Below are 21,794 nucleotides of genomic sequence, written 5' to 3'. Positions count from 1 at the left end.
AAGAGAGTTCAGTATTTAAAAAAGTTGTGCATTTAAAAACGTAGCGATATAATTATAAATAACCGAGATGGAATAATAATAATAATAATAATGAATTGTTATTACTCTATCACTTTTTCTTAACGATATAAATGGGCCGGATTGGCATATTAGTAAGACCTGCTAGTAAACTATTCCACCATGATTGCACTTCCCTTATTTAATTAGGCGTGTGTATTCATGGTGGTTTTTTGTTTTATATAAAGGAGGAAAACAAATGAGTCGTGAAACCATCACTGTTCATATAAATGGCAACGAATACAAGGCAGCTTCAGGTTCTACCATACTTGAAATTATTAACCAGCAAAGCATTGAGCATCCTCAGATTTGTTATGTGCCTGAAGTCGACCCTATTCAAACTTGTGACACGTGTATTGTTGAAATGAATGGCGAGTTAGTCCGTTCTTGTTCTACAAAAGCTGAAAACGGAATGAAGATTGAATTACAATCAGCACCCGCAAAAGCGGCACAAACGGAAGCAATGGATCGTTTATTAGAGAATCATTTGCTATACTGCACCGTTTGCGATAATAACAACGGAAACTGTAAATTACATAACACAGCCGAAATGATGGAGATTGAACATCAAAAATACCCCTATACGCCAAAGGCCTCAGAGGATGAAGTCGATATGTCTCATCCGTTCTACCGTTATGACCCTAATCAATGCATTGCTTGTGGACAATGTGTAGAGGTTTGTCAAAATCTTCAAGTTAATGAAACGCTCTCTATCGACTGGGAAGCGAAACGTCCCCGCGTTCTCTGGGATGATGGTGTAGCAATCAATGAATCTTCTTGTGTGAGCTGCGGTCAATGTGTAACCGTATGCCCTTGTAATGCCTTAATGGAAAAATCTATGCTCGGAGAAGCTGGATTCATGACTGGACTTCCAAAAGGCGTTTTAAATCCAATGATTGATTTAGTTAAAGAAGTGGAACCGGGGTACAGCGGAATATTTGCTGTTTCAGAAGTGGAAGCAGCTATGCGCGAAACTCGGACGAAAAAAACAAAAACCGTCTGTACATTTTGCGGAGTTGGATGTTCGTTTGAAGTGTGGACAAAAGGCCGCGAAATCCTTAAAGTTCAGCCTAGCTCAGATGCTCCCGCAAATGCTATTTCAACCTGTGTGAAAGGAAAATTCGGCTGGGATTTTGTAAACTCTGAAAAACGTATTACTAAGCCTTTAATCCGAAAAAATGGCGCATTTGTAGAGTCGTCATGGGAAGAAGCGCTCGATTTAGTAGCAAGCAGGTTAAGCTCTATCAATCAGCAGTATGGACATGGATCAGTTGGTTTTATCTCTTCTTCTAAGATTACAAACGAAGAAAACTATGTTATTCAAAAGCTGGCTCGCCAAATATTTGAAACAAATGACGTAGACAACTGCTCTCGCTACTGTCAGTCTCCTGCAACCGATGGATTATTTCGAACAGTGGGAATGGGAGGCGATGCCGGCACGATAAAAGACATCGCAAAAGCTGGACTGGTTATCATCGTTGGAGCTAACCCTGCTGAAGGTCACCCTGTATTAGCAACTCGTATCAAACGCGCACATAAGCTTCATGACCAAAAACTAATCGTCGCAGATTTGCGCAAAAACGAAATGGCTGAACGCTCTGACATTTTTATCAGTCCAAAACAAGGTACAGACCAAGTATGGCTAATGGCTGTAACAAAATACATGATTGACCAAGGATGGCACAACGAAAAATTCATTCAAGAAAACGTCAACTATTTTGAAGACTTTAACTCTTTGCTTGAAAAGTACACGCTTGAATATGCTGAACAAATTACGGGTATTCCAGCAGCAACGCTCATTCAAATAGCTGAAATGATTCGAGACGCCGATGGAACCTGTGTGCTGTGGGGCATGGGCGTAACGCAAAATACGGGAGGCTCTGATACATCAGCGGCTATCTCAAACTTATTGCTTGCTACTGGAAACTATCGACGCCCTGGTGCAGGCGCTTATCCGCTCCGAGGCCACAATAACGTGCAAGGAGCATGCGATATGGGAACTCTTCCAGCTTGGCTGCCAGGCTATCAGCACGTCACGGACTCAGTCGCTCGAGAAAAATTTGAAAAAGCATATGGCGTAAAAATTAAAGACAAGCCGGGTCTTGATAATATCCAAATGCTTCATTCAATTGATGAAGGAAAAATGAAGGCCATGTACCTTGTAGGAGAAGATATGGCTCTTGTCGATTCGAATGCTAATCACGTACACGAAATATTATCAAATCTAGACTTTTTTGTGGTCCAAGACATTTTCCTTTCAAGAACGGCTCAATATGCTGATGTTGTACTCCCTGCTGTTCCTTCTCTTGAAAAAGACGGAACATTTACCAATACAGAGCGACGTGTACAAAGATTGTATCAAGCATTACCAACGCTGGGTGATTCAAAGCCGGATTGGTGGATTGTTCAAGAGATTGCAAACCGCTTAGGTGCAAATTGGGCCTATACACACCCTGGTGACATCTTTTCAGAAATGGCTAGTCTATCACCTCTGTTCAGCCAAGCCAGCTACGAAAACCTTGAAGGCTGGGATAGCTTCTTATGGGGGAGCTTACAGGGGGAAAGCACGCCTTTACTTTACGTCGATGGGTTTAATTTCCCAGATAAAAAAGCGCGCTTTGCTTTATCAGATTGGGTGCTTCCTGCTGAATTTCCAGAGGAATATGATTTGCACATTAATAACGGACGAATGTTAGAACATTTCCATGAAGGAAATATGACCAATAAATCGAGCGGTATTCAATCAAAAGTACCAGAAGTATTTGTAGAAATTTCACCTCAGCTTGCCAAGGATCGTGAAATTGAAGAAGGTTCGCTTGTCAGATTAATCTCACCGTTTGGAGCAGTAAAAGTACAGGCATTAATTACAGAGCGGGTAAAAGCAAATGAGCTGTATCTTCCGATGCACTCCGTTCATAAAGATTCGGCTATTAACTTCTTGACGGGACCTGCAGTCGACCAACGAACAAATACGCCGGCTTACAAACAAACAAAAGTACGGATGGAAGTATTAAGTAAAGGTGGAGAAACGCCTTTACCATCTACAAATCCGCGTAACAAAAAACGTCATCCTCAAAATGGGGTCGAGGTTCAGCGTAAATGGAACCGTCCTGGCTACGTCCATTTAACAAGTAAATAGGAGGAGAAAAGATGGCACAACCTATTACAGAAATTAAAAAGCCTCTTCTAAGCGAGGAAGAAAAAAAACAGCAAAAATTAGAAGACTTGACTTCTCTGCTGGCAGATAATGAAGAAGCGCTGAATCGTATTCTCGGGATTGTCGGAGAACTTAACGACATGGGTGTTCTTGAAGCTGCTGATTCAATGATTCAAGCAAAAGAAAAAATCTCAAAAATTGCGCTTCATCAAATTTCTAGAGAACCGGTAACCAATTTAATTAATACCCTTATGGGTGCAAGCAGCGGGTTGATGAAGGCAGACCCAGAGGTAACCGCTAAACTTGTGAACAGTGCAACAGCTGGTATGAACGAAGCAAATGAATATGTAAAAACAGGAAAAAAAGTAAGTGCATTAGCTCTTCTAAAAGCGCTAAACGATCCAGATGTTAATCGTGCAATTGGATTTGGACTTCACTTTTTAAAAGGAATGGGCAAAGCGTTGGAAGAGTAAATAAGGCAGCGACTTGAAAGTTTTTTCCCCTTTCAAGTCGCTGTTTTCTTTTTAGGAAGTCCATTTCTAAGTGAACGTGATATAGTTATACTAAATTGCTTTACTACAACTAATTGAGGTGACACGATGCAACAATACTTTAAACCCTTATTCGCACTATTATTTTTAATTATGTTTACTGCTGCTTGTTCGAACGGAACAAATACGAGTCAATCAGCGGCTCAGCACCAAAACGTCAGCTTAACGATATCCGCTGCGGCCAGCTTAAAAGATGCGCTTACTGATATTCAAAAGCAATATGAAACAAAGCATTCGAATATCGACTTAAAATTTAATTTTGGAGCTTCAGGCTCGCTGCAACAGCAAATCGAAAACGGCGCACCGGCTGATTTGTTTTTTTCAGCAGCGGAAGATAAGTTTGATGCACTGGTAAAGTCAGGAGCTATTTCTAAAGAAAATGGAACTGACTTGGTTGGCAACGACCTTGTGCTTATCGTCCCAAAGAATAATTCGGCTGCTATCAAAAATTTTGAAGATTTATCAAAGCCTGCTGTTCAAAAAATTGCACTTGGCATACCGGAATCCGTTCCTGCCGGACAGTACGCAAAAGAGACTTTTGAACACACGAATCTGTGGAAAAACGTTGAGCCTAAAACCATCTATGCAAAAGACGTACGCCAGGTGCTTTCCTATGTGGAGACAGGAAACGTTGAAGCTGGAGTTGTTTATAAAACCGATGCGTTGATTTCAAAAAAAGTGAAGATTGTAGCTACTGCAGATCATAGCACTCACAAACCGATTGTATATCCTGTAGGCGTTATTAAGGATTCGAAACATCCACAAGAAGCAAAGGATTTTTATCAATTTTTACAAAGTAAGACGGCTCTTAACACGTTAAAAAAATACGGTTTCACTGCGAATTGAGATTGCTATGATTCAAGAGTTTTTATCTCCTCTTCAGTTATCGCTCAAAATTGCATTAGTAGCGGGATTTGTCGTGATTATTCTAGGGACTGTTATAGGAAAACTGTTATCTAGGAAACATTTTAAGGGAAAAGTGATGGTTGAAACGGCATTGATGCTACCGTTGGTCCTACCTCCGTCCGTTGTTGGATTTTTATTGATTGTCATATTCGGAAAACACAGCCTGCTCGGCCGAGCAATTGAATGGGTCTTTCAACAACCCGTTATTTTTACTTGGTGGGCAGCTGTTATTGCATCCGTTGTCGTTGCGTTTCCCCTTATGTATCAATCTGCCAAAACGGGCTTCCAAGGCGTTGATCATGAAATTGAAGACGCAGCTCGAGTAGATGGTGCAAGCGAATGGAAAGTCTTTTTCTTTATTTCCATTCCTTTAGCTTCTAAAGCTATCGTAACAGGAGGTGTATTGAGTCTGGCAAGGGCACTCGGAGAATTTGGAGCCACTTTAATGTTTGCTGGCAATATTCCAGGTGAAACTCAAACTGTTCCTACCGCTATCTACGTCGCGATTGACTCTGGAAACATGAATCTCGCTTGGCTATGGGTTATCTCGATCGTCTTTCTCTCCTTTCTTATGCTGCTTTTTGTTCAGCTTAAACAAAAGTAAAAGGATGCCTCTGTGTGTAAGAGGCATCCTTTTACTTTTGTACCGCTTTTTCAATTTTACATCCATCATAAATTAAAAAGGAGCTAATCAAATGCAGATCATACATTTGATTAGCTCCTGTTATAAGTAAGGTAAGCCACCAAAAATATGTATTTGGTGGAGACGGTGGGAGTCGAACCCACGTCCAGAAATATCGCCACTTAAGCGTCTACGAGTGTAGTTGGCATATTGATAATTCGCGAGCTGTTCTGCCTACCAACAGGCGTCCCAGTCGCTAGTCTGATTGTTCTCTTCCTTCGTCCTCAGACGGCGAACTCCGGCGTAGCCCACTTAAAGTGAGTCCCTTACCCTACCACATGGGCGATGGAGGGAGGAACCGCTAAGCTACTATTATGCAGCTAAAGCGAAGTTATTGTTAGATTTGCCAGTTATTATTGGCGTTGATGTTTTAACGAGGCCATCTCCTCGACTCGCAACCTAAGCTCGAACTACCCCTGTCGAATCCGTAACGTCCCCATATAAAAGGGAGTCGGAATGTGTAAGAAAAACTCTTACATCAGATAGCGACTTCAGTGTGCAGAATGAAATCTAACTGATAACAATATTTATTATATCACAAAATGAGTATTTTGCAATTGTAAGATTTTGTAACTTTACATCTTTTGACGATCACGAAATGCTCGTTCGATATCACGCTTGGCTTCTTTGCGCTTTAAGTCTTCACGCTTATCATATTTCTTTTTACCCTTACCAAGCCCTAGTAAAACCTTTGCGTATCCATTTTTCAAATACACTTTTAACGGAACTAGCGAATAACCTGTTTCTTTTGAATAGCCAATTAGCTTGCTGATTTCGCGTTTATGCAGCAATAGCTTTCGTGTACGAAGTGGCTCATGATTGTATCGATTTCCTTGTTCGTAAGGACTAACGTGCATATTGTGTAAAAATACTTCTCCGTTTTGCACACGAGCAAAAGAGTCCTTTAAATTCACACGGCCATTACGAATTGATTTGATTTCCGTTCCTTGTAGAACAATACCCGTCTCATATGTTTCTTCAATAAAAAAGTCGTGGCGGGCTTTTTTGTTTTGTGCAATTAATTTCCCTTCACCTTTTGGCATAAAACGTTCCTTCCCTTCAGCCGTACTTACGTATATGTATGATATTATGTATCATTTTACTGTATGGAAATCTAAACAACAACTAAAACGTTTAATAGAGCTGTTTTGAAGCAGAAGGACTACCCTTCTGCTTCACTGCTGTCGATTATTTGCGCTTTTTCTTTTTGCGCTTAACATTTGGAGCGCCTTCGAAGAATCTTTTTTTCTTTTTCTTCTTTGGTTTTTGAGTAGACCACTCTTCATTTTTGCTTCGGCTGCCCTCTCGACCTTTTCCTTTATCATCTTTGCGTGACTTTTGTTTTGCCTTAATCACTTTAGGACGATCTTTAGATAAGCGTTTGCGGCCTTCTTTCATTCCCACAATAACAAAGTCCACTGAACGCTCGTCTTTATTCACATCGGCAACTTTCACTTCAATTTCGTCTCCAATTCGGAAGACGTTGCCCGTTCTTTCTCCAATCATCGCATAATGACGTTCGTCGTAACGATAATAGTCATCCGTTAAGTCACTAACATGAACTAACCCTTCAATCGTATTTTCTAGCTCCACGAACATTCCAAAGTTTGTAACAGAGCTAATAATACCATTAAATACTTCCCCAACTTTATCAGCCATAAACTCAGCTTTTTTCATATCGTCCGTTTCTCGCTCAGCGTCAACTGAACGACGTTCCATATTAGAAGAATGCTCAGCAACATCAGGCAGAAGCTCGCGCCATTTTTCTTGCGTTTGCTGATCTGTTTTTCCTTCAATTAAATACGTACGAATGAGACGATGAACGATTAAATCTGGATAACGACGGATTGGAGACGTAAAATGCGTATAGAATTCAGCTGATAAACCAAAGTGGCCTAAACTTTCTGCTTCATATTTCGCTTGTTTCATCGAACGAAGCATAACAGTTGAAATAACCATCTCTTCAGGCGTACCTTTTACTTCTTCTAAAATATCTTGCAGCGCACGCGGATGAATATCATTGCCTGTCCCTTTCACTGTATAACCAAAGTTTGTAATAAACTCTAAGAAACGAGTAAGCTTCTCTGCATCTGGATCTTCATGAATACGATAAATAAACGGTACGTTCATCCAGTGAAAATGTTCTGCTACTGTTTCATTCGCCGCCAGCATAAATTCTTCGATTAGCTTTTCAGCAACTGAACGTTCACGCAAAATAACATCGTGAGGATGTCCATCATCATCTACCAATACTTTTGCTTCTTTGAAATCAAAATCAATGGCACCGCGATCCATTCTCTTTTTACGAAGAATAGCTGCCAGCTTTTCCATACGCTCAAACATCGGAACGATTGGCTCGTAGCGTTCTAACACTTCTTCATCTTTATCCACTAAGATTTTGTTCACATCTGAATACGTCATTCGTTCTGTCGTTTTGATGACACTTTCAAAAATCTCATGTTTTACTACTTCACCTTGTGGATTAATTTCCATCTCACAAGAAAGTGTAAAACGGTTAACTTTTGGATTTAATGAGCAGATTCCGTTAGATAAACGGTGAGGAATCATCGGGATAACTCGGTCTACTAAATAGACGCTTGTTCCGCGCTCTGCCGCTTCTACATCAATCGGAGAACCTTCTTTAACGTAGTGACTTACATCTGCAATATGAACGCCTAATTTGTAGTTTCCGTTTTCAAGCTCTGTAACCGTTACAGCGTCATCCAAATCTTTTGCATCTGCTCCGTCAATGGTTACAATAACTTGATCACGAAGATCGCGGCGGCTACCGATATCTTTTTCATCAATTGTCTCAGGTGTATCAATTGCTTGCGTTAAAGCGTCAGCAGGAAATTCTTGAGGAAGACCGTGCTTATGGATAACAGAAATGATATCGATCCCCGGATCGTTTTTATGTCCAAGAATTTGAACGACTTTTCCTTCTGCATTCATGCGGCCTTCCGGATAGGTTGTCAGCTCTACTACTACTTTATGGCCTTCAACTGCACCGTTTCTTGCTGCTTTGGGAATAAAGATATCACCTGCAATTTTTTTGTCATCCGCAATCACAAAGCCGAAATTCTTGCTTTGCGTATACGTACCTACAATTTGCTGGGTGCCTCGTTCTAAGATTTTTACAATGGTTCCTTCACGACGAGCACCTGATGATTCTGATAACACTCTTGCAAGCACAATATCTCCGTGCATAGCATTGTTTGTTTCAGTAGGGGGAATAAATACATCACCCGCATCTTTTTCTTCAGGAACTACGAACGCAAACCCTTTTGCATGTCCGCTTACTTTCCCTTTAACAAAATTCATTTGTTCCGGCAGCCCGTAGCGGTCATTTCTTGCTCGGATAATTAAACCCTTCTCTTCCATAATAACAAGTGCCTTAACAAACTCTTTGAATGACTCTGCATCCTCAGTATTAAATTCTTTTGCAAGCTCTTGGACAGTCAAAGGTTTGTAATTATCCCTTTTCATAAAATCCAGTATTTCATTCATATAGGGCTGATTTTCTTCTTTCACATCATGTCCCTCCTTTTTCTTTATTCGTATTATCTCTATTACCAATCAAGTGATTCCAAAAATGCATATACATCCTCGTGAAGCTGATCACGCTCTTTATCAAAGGTAATGGTATGACCAGATTCTTCGTACCATTTTATATCTTTTGTAGGAGACTCGACGCTATTATAAATAATATTGGCGCTGTCTGTATTAATCATATGATCATGACGACCTTGTACAACAAATGTCGGTGCATAAATCATATCAACTGAATTTCGCACTTCAGCGATTAATTCCTGTAAAGACTTTAATGTGTTCATTGGTGTTTGTTTGAACTCTTCCATTTCTTGTTCAATTTGTTCAGATGATTTACCTTCACGCTTTTTATATTCGCGTGCATACGCTAAAACACCTTCATACATGACTTCTTCACTCTTTATATACATAGGCGCGCACATAGGCACAATACCCTTTATAGGTACAGTGTAACCTAATTTCAGTGAAAATACGCCACCTAGTGAAAGACCTACAGCGGCAATACTTTCATGGCCTTTGCTTTTCAAAAACTCATAGCCTTCCATGACATCTTTCCACCAATCTTCGGGACCAGTATGAACAAGCTCTTCAGGCGCTACACCATGTCCTTTATAGTGAGGTGCGTGGCATGTGTATCCTTTTTTCTCTAAAAAACGACCTAACATACGAACATCAGCAGAATTTCCGGTAAAACCGTGAAGTAATAAAACAGCTTTTTCGCCGCCTTCAAATGTAAATGGCTTTGGTTGTGCAATTTTCATATCTCATTTAACTCCTTTTAGTTATAATATCTGCAGTCATACTAGAAAAAAACATGTATTTATGTGACGATCATCACATAACAAGAGATGTGTCCGTCAACTTTTACGCTTTTATACTATATTTAGTACTTTTTTCTAAAGCTATATTATATCATTACTTAAAAATGAAATTAAAGTATTCAACACGCCCATTAAAAAAGCCACCTAATGCATACATAAGTTGGTATACACCAAGTACGTATGCATTAGGTGGCAGTCTATCCAGTAACATATTAAAGTTTGAAATAAGATACAGCAAGTGTTAACGCAAAGAATAAGATAGATAACACTACTGTCAAACGGTGTAAAACTAAGTCAATTCCACGTGCTTTTTGTTTTCCAAATAACGTTTCAGCTCCACCGGAAATAGCTCCAGATAATCCAGTAGTTTTGCTTGATTGTAAAACGACCACAACAATCAATGCAATTGAAACAATCACTAGCAAAGTAATCAGCAATGTATGCACTAAGACACACCTCCTACACCAAGTAATAGTCAATCAGCGGGGTTTCTTCATCCCTTCTGATTGGCATTACCGGGGATAAAGTACGCGCACTACGCTAAGGCTAATTTATCATAAAAAACCCTCTCATACAAGTAATGACAGCGAAATACACTGGATTTTAACATAAAAAAACGGATGACAATCGTCATCCGTTTTTTATGATTTCAACTTATTTTTTTAAGTTGTAGAAAGATTTAGCGCCATCGTATACAGCTAGAACACCTAGCTCGTCTTCGATGCGTAGTAATTGGTTGTATTTCGCAATACGGTCTGTACGGCTCATAGAACCAGTTTTGATTTGGCCAGCATTCGTTGCAACAGCGATATCAGCGATTGTTGCATCTTCAGTTTCACCAGAACGGTGAGAAACTACTGCTGTGTAACCAGCACGTTTAGCCATTTCAATAGCTTCGAACGTTTCAGTTAATGTACCGATTTGGTTAACTTTGATAAGGATAGAGTTACCTACGCCTTGTTCGATACCTTGAGAAAGTTTTTTCGTGTTTGTTACGAATAAATCGTCACCAACAAGCTGTACTTTTCCGCCAATGCGCTCAGTTAATAACTTGTGACCATCCCAGTCATTTTCGTCTAAACCGTCTTCGATTGAAACGATTGGGAATTCGTTAACTAACTGCTCGTAGAAATCTACCATTTCAGCAGAAGTTACGCCTGTACGGCCTTCGCCTGCTAAGTCATATTTACCAGTTTCTTTGTTGAAGAATTCAGAAGAAGCAACGTCCATACCTAATTGGATGTCTTGACCAGCTTTGTAGCCAGCTTTTTCGATTGCTTCAACAATTACTTCTAATGCTTCACGGTTAGAACCAAGGTTTGGAGCGAATCCACCTTCGTCACCTACAGCTGTGTTTAAGCCTTTTGCAGATAAAACAGATTTTAACGCGTGGAATACTTCAGCACCCATACGGATTGCTTCTTTGAATGTAGGAGCTCCTACAGGTAAAATCATGAACTCTTGGAAATCAACGTTGTTATCAGCATGAGAACCACCGTTGATGATGTTCATCATTGGAGTTGGTAATTGCTTCGCGTTGAATCCACCAAGGTAACGATATAATGGAAGACCTACGAAGTCAGCTGCTGCGTGAGCTACTGCCATAGATACACCAAGGATAGCGTTAGCACCTAATTTACCTTTGTTTTCCGTACCATCTAGCTCAATCATAAGGCGGTCGATACCGATTTGATCAGTTGCGTCCATACCTACTAATTCAGGAGCGATAATTTCGTTTACGTTTTCTACTGCTTTTAATACACCTTTACCTAGGTAGCGAGATTTGTCACCATCGCGTAATTCTACTGCTTCGTGTTCACCAGTAGAAGCACCACTTGGTACGATTGCGCGTCCGAAAGCGCCTGATTCAGTATATACTTCCACTTCAACTGTTGGGTTACCGCGAGAATCTAATACTTCGCGTGCATAAATGTCAAGAATTGTTGGCATTTTAAAACTCTCCTTTATAATTAATTATTTAATTAATGTTTTACCTGTCATTTCTTTTGGCTGTGCTACATCTAGAAGAGTAAGCATTGTAGGAGCTAGATCCCCTAGAATACCGTCTTCACGAAGCTCTAAGCCTTGTTTTGTTACAATTACTGGAACAGGATTCGTTGTATGAGCCGTCATTGGATTACCTTCAAGTGTAATCACTTCATCAGCATTACCATGGTCTGCTGTGATAATTGCTGTACCGCCTTTAGCTAAAATTGCATCTACAATTTTGCCTAAGCACTCATCTACTGTTTCAATCGCTTTTACCGTTGGTTCTAACATACCTGAATGACCTACCATATCAGGGTTTGCAAAGTTTAATAAAATAGCGTCCTGCTTGTCGCCCTCGATTTCTGCAAGCAACGCGTCCGTCACTTCATAAGCACTCATCTCAGGTTTCAAGTCATATGTTGCTACTTTTGGTGAATCGATTAAGATACGTGTTTCACCAGGAAACTCTGCTTCACGTCCACCGCTCATAAAGAACGTTACGTGAGGATATTTTTCCGTTTCAGCAATACGAAGCTGCTTTAAGTTATTTTGAGATAATACTTCACCAAGCGTATTATCTAAGTTAATTGGCTTAAAGGCTACATATCCGTCAACTGTTTCGCTGAAGTGAGTTAGACATACAAAATGTAAGTTTTTCGGATGTTTTTCACCGCGATCAAATGAGCGGAAATCTTCGTTTGCGAACGTATTTGAAATTTGAATTGCGCGATCAGGACGGAAGTTGTAGAAAATGACTGCATCTTCGTCTTGAATTGTCGCAACTGGCGATCCGTCTTCTTTTGTAATAACAGAAGGTAAAACGAATTCGTCATAGATTCCATTTTCATATGAATCTTTTACGCACTCTTCAGCGCTTGTATATGATGGACCTTCACCGTACACCATTGCGCGGTATGATTTCTCTACGCGCTCCCAGCGTTTGTCGCGGTCCATTGAGTAGTAACGTCCTGAAAGTGTTGCAATTTCACCAACGCCGTAATCTTCAATTTTTTCATTAAGTTCTTTTAAATACGTTTCAGCAGATTGAGGTGCTACGTCACGACCATCTAAGAAGCCATGAATGTAGACTTTTTCTAAGCCTTCACTCTTAGCTAGACGCAATAATGCATAAAGATGTTCGATATGACTGTGTACACCGCCATCAGATAAAAGTCCGAAAAGATGAAGGTTTGTACCCTTTTCTTTTGCGTGCTTTACAGCTGCTACAAGCGTTTCGTTTTGTTCAAACTCGCCTTCACGAATTGCTACGTTTACACGAGTTAAGCTTTGGTACACAATTCGGCCTGCGCCGATGTTTAAGTGACCTACTTCAGAGTTACCCATTTGGCCTTCTGGTAAGCCTACAGCTTCTCCAGACGCCTGAAGTGTAGCATGAGGATACTCGTTCCAGAAACGGTCGAAGTTTGGTTTTTTTGCATGTGTTACCGCATTACCTTTATCTTCATCGCGTAATGCAAAACCATCTAAGATGATTAATGCTACTGGCTTTTTACTCATTACTTACCAGCCTCCAAAAGCTGTAAGAAAGAATCTGCTTCTAAGCTTGCTCCACCTACTAAAGCTCCGTCAATGTCTGATTGAGACATATATTCTTTAATATTAGCAGGTTTTACGCTACCGCCGTATTGAATACGTACAGCATCTGCAACATCTTGAGAGAATTGTTCTGCAACAACGCTACGGATGTATGCACAAACTTCGTTTGCACCTTCAGCAGTTGAAGATTTACCTGTACCGATTGCCCAGATTGGCTCATATGCGATAACCGTTTGTTTTACTTGCTCATCAGTTAGACCAGCTAATGCTTTTTGTACTTGATTAGCTACAACTGTTTTTGTTTGGTCTTGTTCATACTCTTCGTTTGTTTCACCGCAGCAAACGATTGGTGTTAAACCGTGTTTGAATGCAGCAATTGTTTTTTGGTTTACTGTTTCGTCCGTTTCAGCAAACATTTCACGACGTTCAGAGTGTCCTAAAATTACGTAGTTCACACCTAGGTCTGCTAATGCAACAGGGCTCACTTCTCCAGTGAACGCACCGTTTTCTTCGAAATGCATGTTTTGTGCACCAATTTTTAAGTCTGTGCCTTTAGTCGCTTCTACTAAGCGATCTAAAAATAGTGCAGGTGCACATACTACTGAATCTACGCTTTCAGGAGATGGTACTGCTCCTTTTACTTCTTCAACAAAGCTAGTTGCTTCAGAAAGTACTTTGTTCATTTTCCAGTTTCCTGCAATAATTGGTTTACGCATGTGTAACACCGTCCTTTGTTTATTGTGGGTTTTCCCTTCACGCGTTAGATGTCCAAGAGGGTGCTGTTAAAAGTGATTCGGTCCCTTTTATCTCTTGGCCATCCTTCTTCGCTGCTTGATAATTATTTATATTATCAGTCGTCAGGTCGGTCCTCCGTCTTACTGAAACATAAACTTACTTATCGTTTAGTGCAACTACGCCTGGAAGTTCTTTACCTTCCATAAACTCTAGTGACGCACCGCCACCTGTAGAAATATGGCTCATTTTATCAGCTAGGTTGAATTTTTCAACAGCTGCTGCAGAGTCTCCTCCGCCAATTACTGAATATGTGTCAGTTGCTTCTGCTAAAGCTTCTGCTACTGCTTTTGTTCCGTTAGCAAATGCGTCTAATTCAAACACACCCATTGGTCCGTTCCAAATAACTAACTTAGAGTTTTTGATTACGTCAGCATAGATTTCACGCGTTTTCGGTCCTGCATCTAAGCCTTCCCAATCGCTTGGAATGTCTTCAATTGATACAACTTGAATATTAGCATCATTTGAGAAGTCATCTGCTACTACCACGTCCACTGGCATGTAGAAGTTTACTCCGTTTTTCTTAGCTTTTTCCATGAAAGATTTTGCAAGTTCAATCTTGTCTTCTTCAAGAAGTGATTTACCTACTTCATGGCCTAGTGCCTTAATAAATGTGTAAGAAAGTCCTCCACCGATGATTAAGTTATCTACTTTATCAAGTAAGTGGTCAATTACACCGATCTTGTCTTTAACTTTTGCTCCACCAACGATTGCAGTAAATGGACGTTCTGGGTTCGATAATGCTTTTGAAAGCACATCAAGCTCTTTTTCCATTAAGAAACCTGCTACTGCTGGAATGTGTTGAGCAATTCCTTCTGTTGAAGCATGCGCACGGTGAGCTGCACCGAATGCATCGTTTACGTATACATCTGCTAATTCAGCAAACGCTTTTGCTAATTCAGGATCGTTTTTCTCTTCGCCTGGGTAAAAACGTACGTTTTCAAGTACTAAAACATCGCCTTCGCTCATGCCGTCGATTGTTTTCTTTACTTCTTCACCAAAAGCTTCGTCAGCTTTTGCAACGTCTTTACCAAGAAGAGCTTGTAAACGTTCTGCAACAGCATTTAGACGTAATTCTTCAACAACTTCGCCCTTTGGACGTCCAAGATGGCTAGCTAAAATTACTTTTGCACCTTGTTCTACTAAATATTGAATAGTAGGAACAGCTGCACGAATACGAGTTTCGTCTGTTACTTTTCCGTCTTTCATTGGTACGTTAAAGTCTACGCGACAAAATACTCGCTTTCCTTTTACATCGATGTCTTTCAACGTTTTTTTGTTCATCGTTAAAAGGCCTCCTTAAGTATTTATGGTACTAAGCAAGTAGGCTTCTATGTAATCATCAATCCACAAACCAACGGACATTTCATTTTATATATTGGCGCCTTTCTATATAAAGTGAAACTCCAGTTAACTGTTTATGACGCTTTTTCATGTAGAAGCCAATACATAAATCAAGGAAGAGGGGGTATGCCCCTCTCTTCCTTAGCAAGTCTTATTATAGTCGTTCTATTTTCAGATATCCAATAAAAAAGGAAAGTCTAGTCGATTTCTGTCTTATTGAATAAAATAGAAGCGAATTTTAAGTTATTCTTATAGTCCTTTAGCAGCGATGTATTGAGCAAGGTCTACTACACGGTTAGAATATCCGCTCTCGTTATCGTACCAAGAGATAACTTTAACCATGTTACCTTCCATTACCATTGTAGATAATGCATCGATTGTAGAAGAGTTGATGTTACCGTTGTAGTCACCAGATACTAGTGGCTCTTCACTGTAACCAAGGATGCCTTTAAGATCGCCTTCAGCAGCTTCTTTAAGAGCGTTGTTTACATCTTCAACAGTTACTTCTTTGTCAAGTTCAGCAACTAAGTCTACTAAAGAAACGTTTGGAGTTGGAACACGCATAGCTCCACCGTTTAATTTACCTTTTAATTCAGGTAATACTAGAGATACAGCTTTAGCAGCACCAGTTGAAGTTGGGATGATGTTTTCAGCAGCTGCACGAGCACGACGGTAATCTTTGTGTGGTAAGTCTAAGATTTGTTGGTCGTTTGTGTAAGAGTGAACTGTTGTCATCATTCCACGTTTAAGACCGAACTTGTCGTTTAACACTTTAGCAAATGGCGCTAAGCAGTTAGTCGTACAAGAAGCATTTGAAATTACGTTGTGGTTAGCTGCATCGTATTTGTCTTCGTTAACACCCATTACGATTGTGATGTCTTCATCAGATGCTGGAGCAGAGATAATTACTTTTTTAGCTCCTGCTTCTAAGTGTTTTGCAGCGTCAGCGCGTTTTGTGAAGAATCCAGTAGATTCAACAACGATTTCTACGCCTTGTTTGCCCCAAGATAATTGAGCTGGGTCACGTTCAGCAGAGATTTCGATTGTTTTACCGTTTACTACTAAGTTGCTACCATCTACTACTACTTCTGCATCTAATTTTCCGTGTACAGAATCATATTTTAGAAGGTGAGCAAGCATGTTAGCATCTGTTAAGTCGTTAATTGCTACTACTTCAACGTTATCATTTTTTAAAGCTGCGCGGAATACATTACGGCCGATACGACCAAATCCGTTAATACCAATTTTTACTGCCATGGGTATTTCCTCCTTGAATGTAAAAAGTATTTTTTTATATGAGGGATTAATTAAAATCCCTTACTAACTCTTTTGCGGCGCCTTCATCTGTAATGAGAATCGAATCATGCGCTTGTTGCATAAACGCTTTAATTGCCTTTGCTTTGGATGAACCTCCTGCAACAGCAATAACACATTTATTGTTCTTTAAATCATCGAGTTGTATGCCAACTGTTTTAACTTTATGAACAACTTCGCCTTGATGATTAAAATAGTATCCAAATGCCTCACCTACAGCATGTCCATTTTTCACTTTTTCTAAGTCAGCTTGTGGTGTTTTACGGCGTTCTGCCATTGTCATAGCGTCTCCTATTCCGTGAACAACCATACCAGCGGACTTGATTAAATGAAGCATGTCTTTAATAGATGGCTCACCGATAATGGATCGGTATGCTTCATCACTAAGCTGATCTGGAACATGAAGCAAGCGATAGTGACTCATGGACTTTTCAGCCATCTTAGCACAAATCGTATTTGCTTGGTTTTGTACATTTTCACCTAGCCCTCCGCGAGCAGGTACAAAAAGTACATCAGGGTGTTTTGAATCAGGTGTCATCATTTCGGCAACGGCGGCAAGCGTTGTACCACCTGTAACAGCAACGGTATTTTTTTCACCAACAAGGCGCTCCTTGATACACGAAACAGATGCTCGACCCATTTCATTTTTGACCCAAGGAGACTGATCACTATCTCCAGATACAACAACAACTTCTGATAAAGAAAACGCCTCTTTTAATGTTGTTTCCAATAATCGAAGTCCTGAAACTTCCTTCATTACTTCTTCTAATTCAGCTAGAAGTAGTTCTCCCTCGTTTGTAAGCGTCATCCCACTAGGGTAAATGTCAATCAAATCTTGTTCTTTTAAGAATGTTACTTCGCTTCGTAACACACGCTCTGTGAGCCCAAGGCTTACAGCTAAGTTTCTGCGACCAATCGGCTGCATTAAACGTATGTATTGCAAGATTTGATAGCGCTTTTGCATAACTGAGAGAAGTTCAGGTAATAATTTTCGTTGTACTTCTATTAAAGAACGCATGTTAAAATCCCCTTAAGGCATAAACTCGCTGGACATATTTTGTCCCGTATAGACATATTATGTCCCACCTTGCGTAAAAAAAATTCACCCTGCTACAAAATCTATTCTAACAGGAGTGAATCCTTTATTCAACTCATGTGTTGCCTATTTTTAAAAGTAAGCGTTTTCTTAACGGAATACCCGTTATTTTTCCATATTCCACTTCTTCTCCGTCCATTTCTACTACAGGAATCGCAAGGTGATACTTTTCCAACCACTCATCGTTTTTGTAAATATCCCGTTCAATAAGCTGAAAGGGAAACTCAGACTGCATCTCTGCAAGCAGCTTCTTTGCATCATCGCATAAGTGACAGCCGTTTTTTGTATACAGTATGACTTCCACATTCTCACTCCTTTACTGCGTGACAAAAAGTTTTCGTTGACTGGATGGCAGAACATTTAATTGGTCTCGATATTTGGCTACCGTTCTTCTTGAAATAGTAACGTTATAATTGCTTTGCAAGACGTTAGCCAACTGCTGATCTGAAAGCGGACGCTGTTTGTTTTCTTCTGATACTAGCTTTTTAAGCAGTTCCTTTACGTGAGTTGTAGAAGTCGCTTCGTTGTTGCCCAGTTGAATACTAGTTGAGAAAAAAGATTTCATTGAAAAGGTGCCAAAAGGCGTTTGAATATATTTGTGCCGAGTAGCACGGCTAATCGTTGATTCATGCACAGACGTTTGTTCTGCTACTTCCTTCATTGTTAACGGCTTCAAATACGAAGGACCCTTTTTAAAAAATGCTTCTTGTTCAACGAGTAAGGTATTCATTAATGCGTTTAATGTGTCTTTGCGTGTGTGTAAACTTTTCATAATCCATTGAAATTCACGATATTTCTCTTGCAAATAAGAAAACATTTCTTGGTTCTGCCTATTTTTCAGCTGAAGTTTGTATTGTTCATTCACTGAAAGACGAGGTTCCAAATCCTCATTTGCATAAGCAACGACATTTCCATCTTCAATTTTTACAATAAAATCCGGTACAATGAATCGTTCATTGGACTTCATATAAAATGATCCAGGACGAGGATTTAATTTTTTAATCTGTTCATGTAATTGTTGAAGAGCTTCAAGTGAGATTTGACATAATTTTGAGATTTTCATCCATTTTTTATACGCAAATTCCTCAAAGTGATGTGTCAAAATTTGCTCTATTTTTTCTGTCCATTGATTACTTCTTTTTAATTGAAGCATTAAGCACTCTTGTAAACTTCTCGCCCCTACTCCTGCCGGATCCATCTGCTGCACAAGTTGAAGAGCCTTTTCAACCTGCTCTTGACCTTGGCCAAGCTGGTTAGCAAGTATAATTAACTCATCGTGCAAATAGCCAGCATCATCCAGACTATGAATAACAAACTCAACGGCTGCCTGCTCACATTCATCTAATTTTAATAATGCGGATTGATTCATTAAATGTTCGTACAGCGTTTCTTTAGGAGCTGGTATACTGCTCATATAATCTGTTGAATCAGAAGTTGCATGATTTTTTTGATTGTGAGATGTATAGACGGGCAGCTCTGAAAAATCTATAAGCGGATTTTGAAGCGCCTGCTCATGTAAAAACGCTACAATATCCATCGATGAATATTGTAAAAGAGAAATAGCTTGCGATAATTCTTTTGACATCGTCAGCTTTAACGACTGCTGCTGAAATAATCCAATCTCCATTATTTCTCCCCTCCCCTTCATCTATTTTACTATAAAAACGCTTTCAAAGAGCATGTAACTATTTTTTATATGTAATTTTTTCATCAAAAAATCTCCGTCAACCTTTGTTAACGAAGCGGTTCATCCTATTTTTAATTACTAGCCATCAAAAAAGTAATAGAGCTATACACCTTTATAACTTTTCATTATAATTCGCACCAACCACATGATCCGAGTAATAATCCGACATGACGTTTTCTCCGTCATGTCGAATTTTCTGCATGTGTATACTATATAGAAGAATTGCTTATTCAATAGTTTGTGCCATTTGCATAAACTTGTCTAAGTTTTCTTCGTCATTTTTCGTAAAGATGGTTAGCTTCATTGGTTTCTTTCCTTTAACTAACACGGCGTTTACCGTATGATCGCCAGACGTGGCTTCATACCAGACAGAATCTTTGAAGATTCCATTTTCTTCAAGATTCTTTTTCTCTGCTGCATTTTTATTAACTGCTGTTGCCGTTTGTTTAACAGATTGAGCAGCGTCGTCCAGCGATGCTTCTGATGAAAGCATTTCAATACGCATAAATTGAGAATCATCTGAAGTTAATACTAACGCATCTTTTCCTGGTTCTTCACCCGTTAGTTTATAACCGTCCATTACTTGAATAGAATAATCTTGTTCTGGACTTTTTGTTAGCTTTGTTTCTGAAGAAGACGTTGACTGTCCATCTTTCGCTGTTTCGCTAGTTGATGATTGACTTCCTGAAGGTTTGGCTGAGACCTCAGAAGAATCCCCATCTTTTTTCGACTCTTCTTTTGCAGCACCTGATGTTTGATCAGATTTAGAAGCTGTATCCTGCTGAACATTTTCTGCTTGATCATTAGACTTCGGCTGAGCAGAATCTTCGTTCGTCCCGCATGCAGACAGCAATAGTGCTACCGATGCACTGACAATGAAAAGTTTGTTCATATATTTCATATTTATTCCTCCTCCGTGTTTCTTTTCCTTATATACTGTTTTATAGTATTCTGACAAATTCCGCAACCGGTACAATGGAATTAATTTCTTGCTTCCTTACGCGTATAAAGGGTTATAGGAGGAAAATAAATATTATTTTTTGAGAAGGTGAGCCTTTTTACTCAAAATAAAAAACGTTGCGTAATCCGCAACGTTTTAAGACGCCCTCGACAGGATTCGAACCCACCCTAAGAGAACCGGAATCTCTTGTGCTATCCACTACACTACGAGGGCATATTTGTCACAACTTCCATTATAGGAGAGAAAACTTCTCTTTTCAATAGGATACTACGTTTATTTTTTTTAGAAGGGGGAAAAATTTTAATAATGTCAAAGAGGAATACATAGCCTTTTAAGCGAATATGTGTAGTAGAGGTTCTTTTGTTTGACCTTTATTGACCATACGTGTATTATAGGTACATAACAAATTATTCTTGTTAAGGAGGAATTTAATATGAACTTAATTCCTACAGTTATTGAACAAACAAACCGTGGTGAACGTGCTTATGACATTTATTCACGTTTATTAAAAGACCGCATTATTATTTTAGGTAGTGCTATTGACGATAACGTAGCTAACTCAATCGTTTCTCAGCTTCTATTCTTAGCTGCTGAAGACCCAGAAAAAGATATCTCACTTTATATCAACAGCCCAGGTGGCTCTATTACAGCTGGAATGGCTATCTATGATACGATGCAATTCATTAAGCCAAAAGTTTCTACAATTTGTATCGGTATGGCTGCATCAATGGGTGCTTTCTTACTGGCTGCTGGTGAAAAGGGCAAACGTTTTGCTCTTCCAAACAGCGAAGTAATGATTCATCAACCTCTTGGTGGTGCTCAAGGACAAGCTACTGAAATCGAAATTGCGGCAAAACGTATTCTATTCTTACGTGAAAAACTAAATTCAATTTTAGCTGAGCGTACAGGTCAACCGTTAGAGGTGCTACAACGTGATACAGATCGTGATAATTTCATGACTGCTGAACGCGCTTTAGAATACGGTCTAATTGACAAAGTATTAGAAAACGACCCTAAATAAGAAAAAAGCCTTTCCCACTTTGGGAAAGGCTTTTTTATGCATCGTTCTCTACGTAAGCGACTAACGCATCCATTGCTTCTTTTTCATCTACCCCTTCAACAATGAGCGTAATAAGAGAACCATTATTAATCGCTAAGCTCATTAACCCCATGATACTTTTAGCGTTGACTACTTTCTCATCTTTCTTCAAGTACACATCAGATGTAAAACGAGTTGCTTCTTGCACGAATAGTGCCGCAACACGAGCTTGTAATCCCGTTTTTAATTTCACTTCTACTTGTTTTTCCATGATAAAATCCTCCCCCTTGCA

19 protein-coding genes, 1 tRNA gene and 1 other RNA gene are annotated in these 21,794 nt (G+C 39.6%); 5 read left to right on the top strand and 16 right to left on the bottom strand.

Annotation, left to right across the window (positions count from 1 at the left end; genetic code table 11):
* Positions 1 to 256: 256 nt before the first annotated feature.
* From fdhF to modB, 4 genes are all read left to right on the top strand, one after another.
* Positions 257 to 3,196: a formate dehydrogenase subunit alpha gene (gene fdhF / locus SB717_RS20315; RefSeq protein ID WP_410904559.1), complete on the top strand. Its 2,940-nt coding sequence runs from the start codon at positions 257 to 259 to the stop codon at positions 3,194 to 3,196.
* Positions 3,197 to 3,207: 11 nt separating this feature from the next.
* Positions 3,208 to 3,687 carry a helical membrane plugin domain-containing protein gene (locus SB717_RS20310; protein ID WP_029715133.1) on the top strand — a complete coding sequence of 160 codons (480 nt, stop codon included), beginning with the start codon at positions 3,208 to 3,210 and terminating at the stop codon, positions 3,685 to 3,687.
* Between the two features lie 126 nt (positions 3,688 to 3,813).
* Positions 3,814 to 4,611, top strand: a complete 798-nt coding sequence (modA, locus tag SB717_RS20305) for a molybdate ABC transporter substrate-binding protein (RefSeq protein WP_410904558.1) — start codon at positions 3,814 to 3,816, stop codon at positions 4,609 to 4,611.
* 7 nt (positions 4,612 to 4,618) lie between these two features.
* Positions 4,619 to 5,275 carry a molybdate ABC transporter permease subunit gene (modB, locus tag SB717_RS20300; RefSeq protein ID WP_029714520.1) on the top strand — a complete coding sequence of 219 codons (657 nt, stop codon included), beginning with the start codon at positions 4,619 to 4,621 and terminating at the stop codon, positions 5,273 to 5,275.
* Between the two features lie 154 nt (positions 5,276 to 5,429).
* Here the strand turns inward: modB and ssrA are convergent.
* From ssrA to SB717_RS20225, 15 genes are all read right to left on the bottom strand, one after another.
* Positions 5,430 to 5,791: a transfer-messenger RNA gene (ssrA, locus tag SB717_RS20295) on the bottom strand.
* 137 nt (positions 5,792 to 5,928) lie between these two features.
* A complete protein-coding gene (gene smpB / locus SB717_RS20290) occupies positions 5,929 to 6,396 on the bottom strand; it encodes an SsrA-binding protein SmpB (protein ID WP_013059694.1) in 468 nt (155 codons plus the stop codon).
* Between the two features lie 145 nt (positions 6,397 to 6,541).
* Positions 6,542 to 8,884 carry a ribonuclease R gene (gene rnr, locus SB717_RS20285; protein ID WP_074681728.1) on the bottom strand — a complete coding sequence of 781 codons (2,343 nt, stop codon included), beginning with the start codon at positions 8,882 to 8,884 and terminating at the stop codon, positions 6,542 to 6,544.
* A 38-nt stretch (positions 8,885 to 8,922) separates the two neighbouring features.
* A complete protein-coding gene (locus tag SB717_RS20280; RefSeq protein WP_029714523.1) occupies positions 8,923 to 9,663 on the bottom strand; it encodes an alpha/beta hydrolase in 741 nt (246 codons plus the stop codon).
* Positions 9,664 to 9,935: 272 nt separating this feature from the next.
* Positions 9,936 to 10,169 (bottom strand): preprotein translocase subunit SecG, encoded by a 234-nt coding sequence (gene secG / locus SB717_RS20275; RefSeq protein ID WP_014457843.1) that lies wholly within the window; start codon positions 10,167 to 10,169, stop codon positions 9,936 to 9,938.
* 208 nt (positions 10,170 to 10,377) lie between these two features.
* Positions 10,378 to 11,673 carry a phosphopyruvate hydratase gene (eno, locus tag SB717_RS20270; protein ID WP_028412055.1) on the bottom strand — a complete coding sequence of 432 codons (1,296 nt, stop codon included), beginning with the start codon at positions 11,671 to 11,673 and terminating at the stop codon, positions 10,378 to 10,380.
* 24 nt (positions 11,674 to 11,697) lie between these two features.
* The gene (gene gpmI / locus SB717_RS20265) at positions 11,698 to 13,230 is read right to left on the bottom strand and encodes a 2,3-bisphosphoglycerate-independent phosphoglycerate mutase (RefSeq protein ID WP_410904557.1); all 1,533 of its coding nucleotides are present in this window, start codon (positions 13,228 to 13,230) and stop codon (positions 11,698 to 11,700) included.
* On the bottom strand, positions 13,230 to 13,985 hold the full coding sequence (gene tpiA / locus SB717_RS20260) for a triose-phosphate isomerase (RefSeq protein WP_013085385.1): 756 nt from the start codon (positions 13,983 to 13,985) through the stop codon (positions 13,230 to 13,232). Before tpiA ends, gpmI begins: the two co-directional genes overlap by 1 nt.
* A 175-nt stretch (positions 13,986 to 14,160) precedes the next feature.
* Positions 14,161 to 15,345, bottom strand: a complete 1,185-nt coding sequence (locus tag SB717_RS20255; protein WP_014457840.1) for a phosphoglycerate kinase — start codon at positions 15,343 to 15,345, stop codon at positions 14,161 to 14,163.
* Between the two features lie 309 nt (positions 15,346 to 15,654).
* Positions 15,655 to 16,662, bottom strand: coding sequence for a type I glyceraldehyde-3-phosphate dehydrogenase (gene gap, locus SB717_RS20250; protein WP_013059702.1), 1,008 nt, complete (start codon positions 16,660 to 16,662; stop codon positions 15,655 to 15,657).
* 46 nt (positions 16,663 to 16,708) lie between these two features.
* Positions 16,709 to 17,737, bottom strand: a complete 1,029-nt coding sequence (locus SB717_RS20245; RefSeq protein ID WP_014457838.1) for a sugar-binding transcriptional regulator — start codon at positions 17,735 to 17,737, stop codon at positions 16,709 to 16,711.
* Positions 17,738 to 17,870: 133 nt separating this feature from the next.
* Complete coding sequence (locus tag SB717_RS20240) at positions 17,871 to 18,119, bottom strand: glutaredoxin family protein (protein ID WP_074681732.1); 249 nt, start codon at positions 18,117 to 18,119, stop codon at positions 17,871 to 17,873.
* Between the two features lie 12 nt (positions 18,120 to 18,131).
* Complete coding sequence (gene rpoN / locus SB717_RS20235) at positions 18,132 to 19,442, bottom strand: RNA polymerase factor sigma-54 (RefSeq protein ID WP_074681734.1); 1,311 nt, start codon at positions 19,440 to 19,442, stop codon at positions 18,132 to 18,134.
* Positions 19,443 to 19,728: 286 nt separating this feature from the next.
* Positions 19,729 to 20,403 carry a hypothetical protein gene (locus SB717_RS20230; protein WP_410904556.1) on the bottom strand — a complete coding sequence of 225 codons (675 nt, stop codon included), beginning with the start codon at positions 20,401 to 20,403 and terminating at the stop codon, positions 19,729 to 19,731.
* Positions 20,404 to 20,604: 201 nt separating this feature from the next.
* Positions 20,605 to 20,676: transfer RNA gene (locus SB717_RS20225), tRNA-Arg, on the bottom strand.
* A gap of 220 nt (positions 20,677 to 20,896) precedes the next feature.
* Between SB717_RS20225 and clpP the strand changes: the two genes are divergently transcribed.
* On the top strand, positions 20,897 to 21,484 hold the full coding sequence (gene clpP, locus SB717_RS20220; RefSeq protein WP_013059707.1) for an ATP-dependent Clp endopeptidase proteolytic subunit ClpP: 588 nt from the start codon (positions 20,897 to 20,899) through the stop codon (positions 21,482 to 21,484).
* Positions 21,485 to 21,518: 34 nt separating this feature from the next.
* Here the strand turns inward: clpP and SB717_RS20215 are convergent, their stop codons facing one another.
* Positions 21,519 to 21,773 carry an HPr family phosphocarrier protein gene (locus SB717_RS20215; RefSeq protein WP_013059708.1) on the bottom strand — a complete coding sequence of 85 codons (255 nt, stop codon included), beginning with the start codon at positions 21,771 to 21,773 and terminating at the stop codon, positions 21,519 to 21,521.
* Between the last annotated feature and the right edge of the window lie 21 nt (positions 21,774 to 21,794).

It is taken from the genome of Priestia sp. SIMBA_032 (assembly GCF_046535215.1).
GTDB classification, from domain to species: domain Bacteria; phylum Bacillota; class Bacilli; order Bacillales; family Bacillaceae_H; genus Priestia; species Priestia aryabhattai.
Note: the sequence above shows the minus strand (reverse complement) of the source record. Positions and strands in the feature narration are given on the sequence as shown.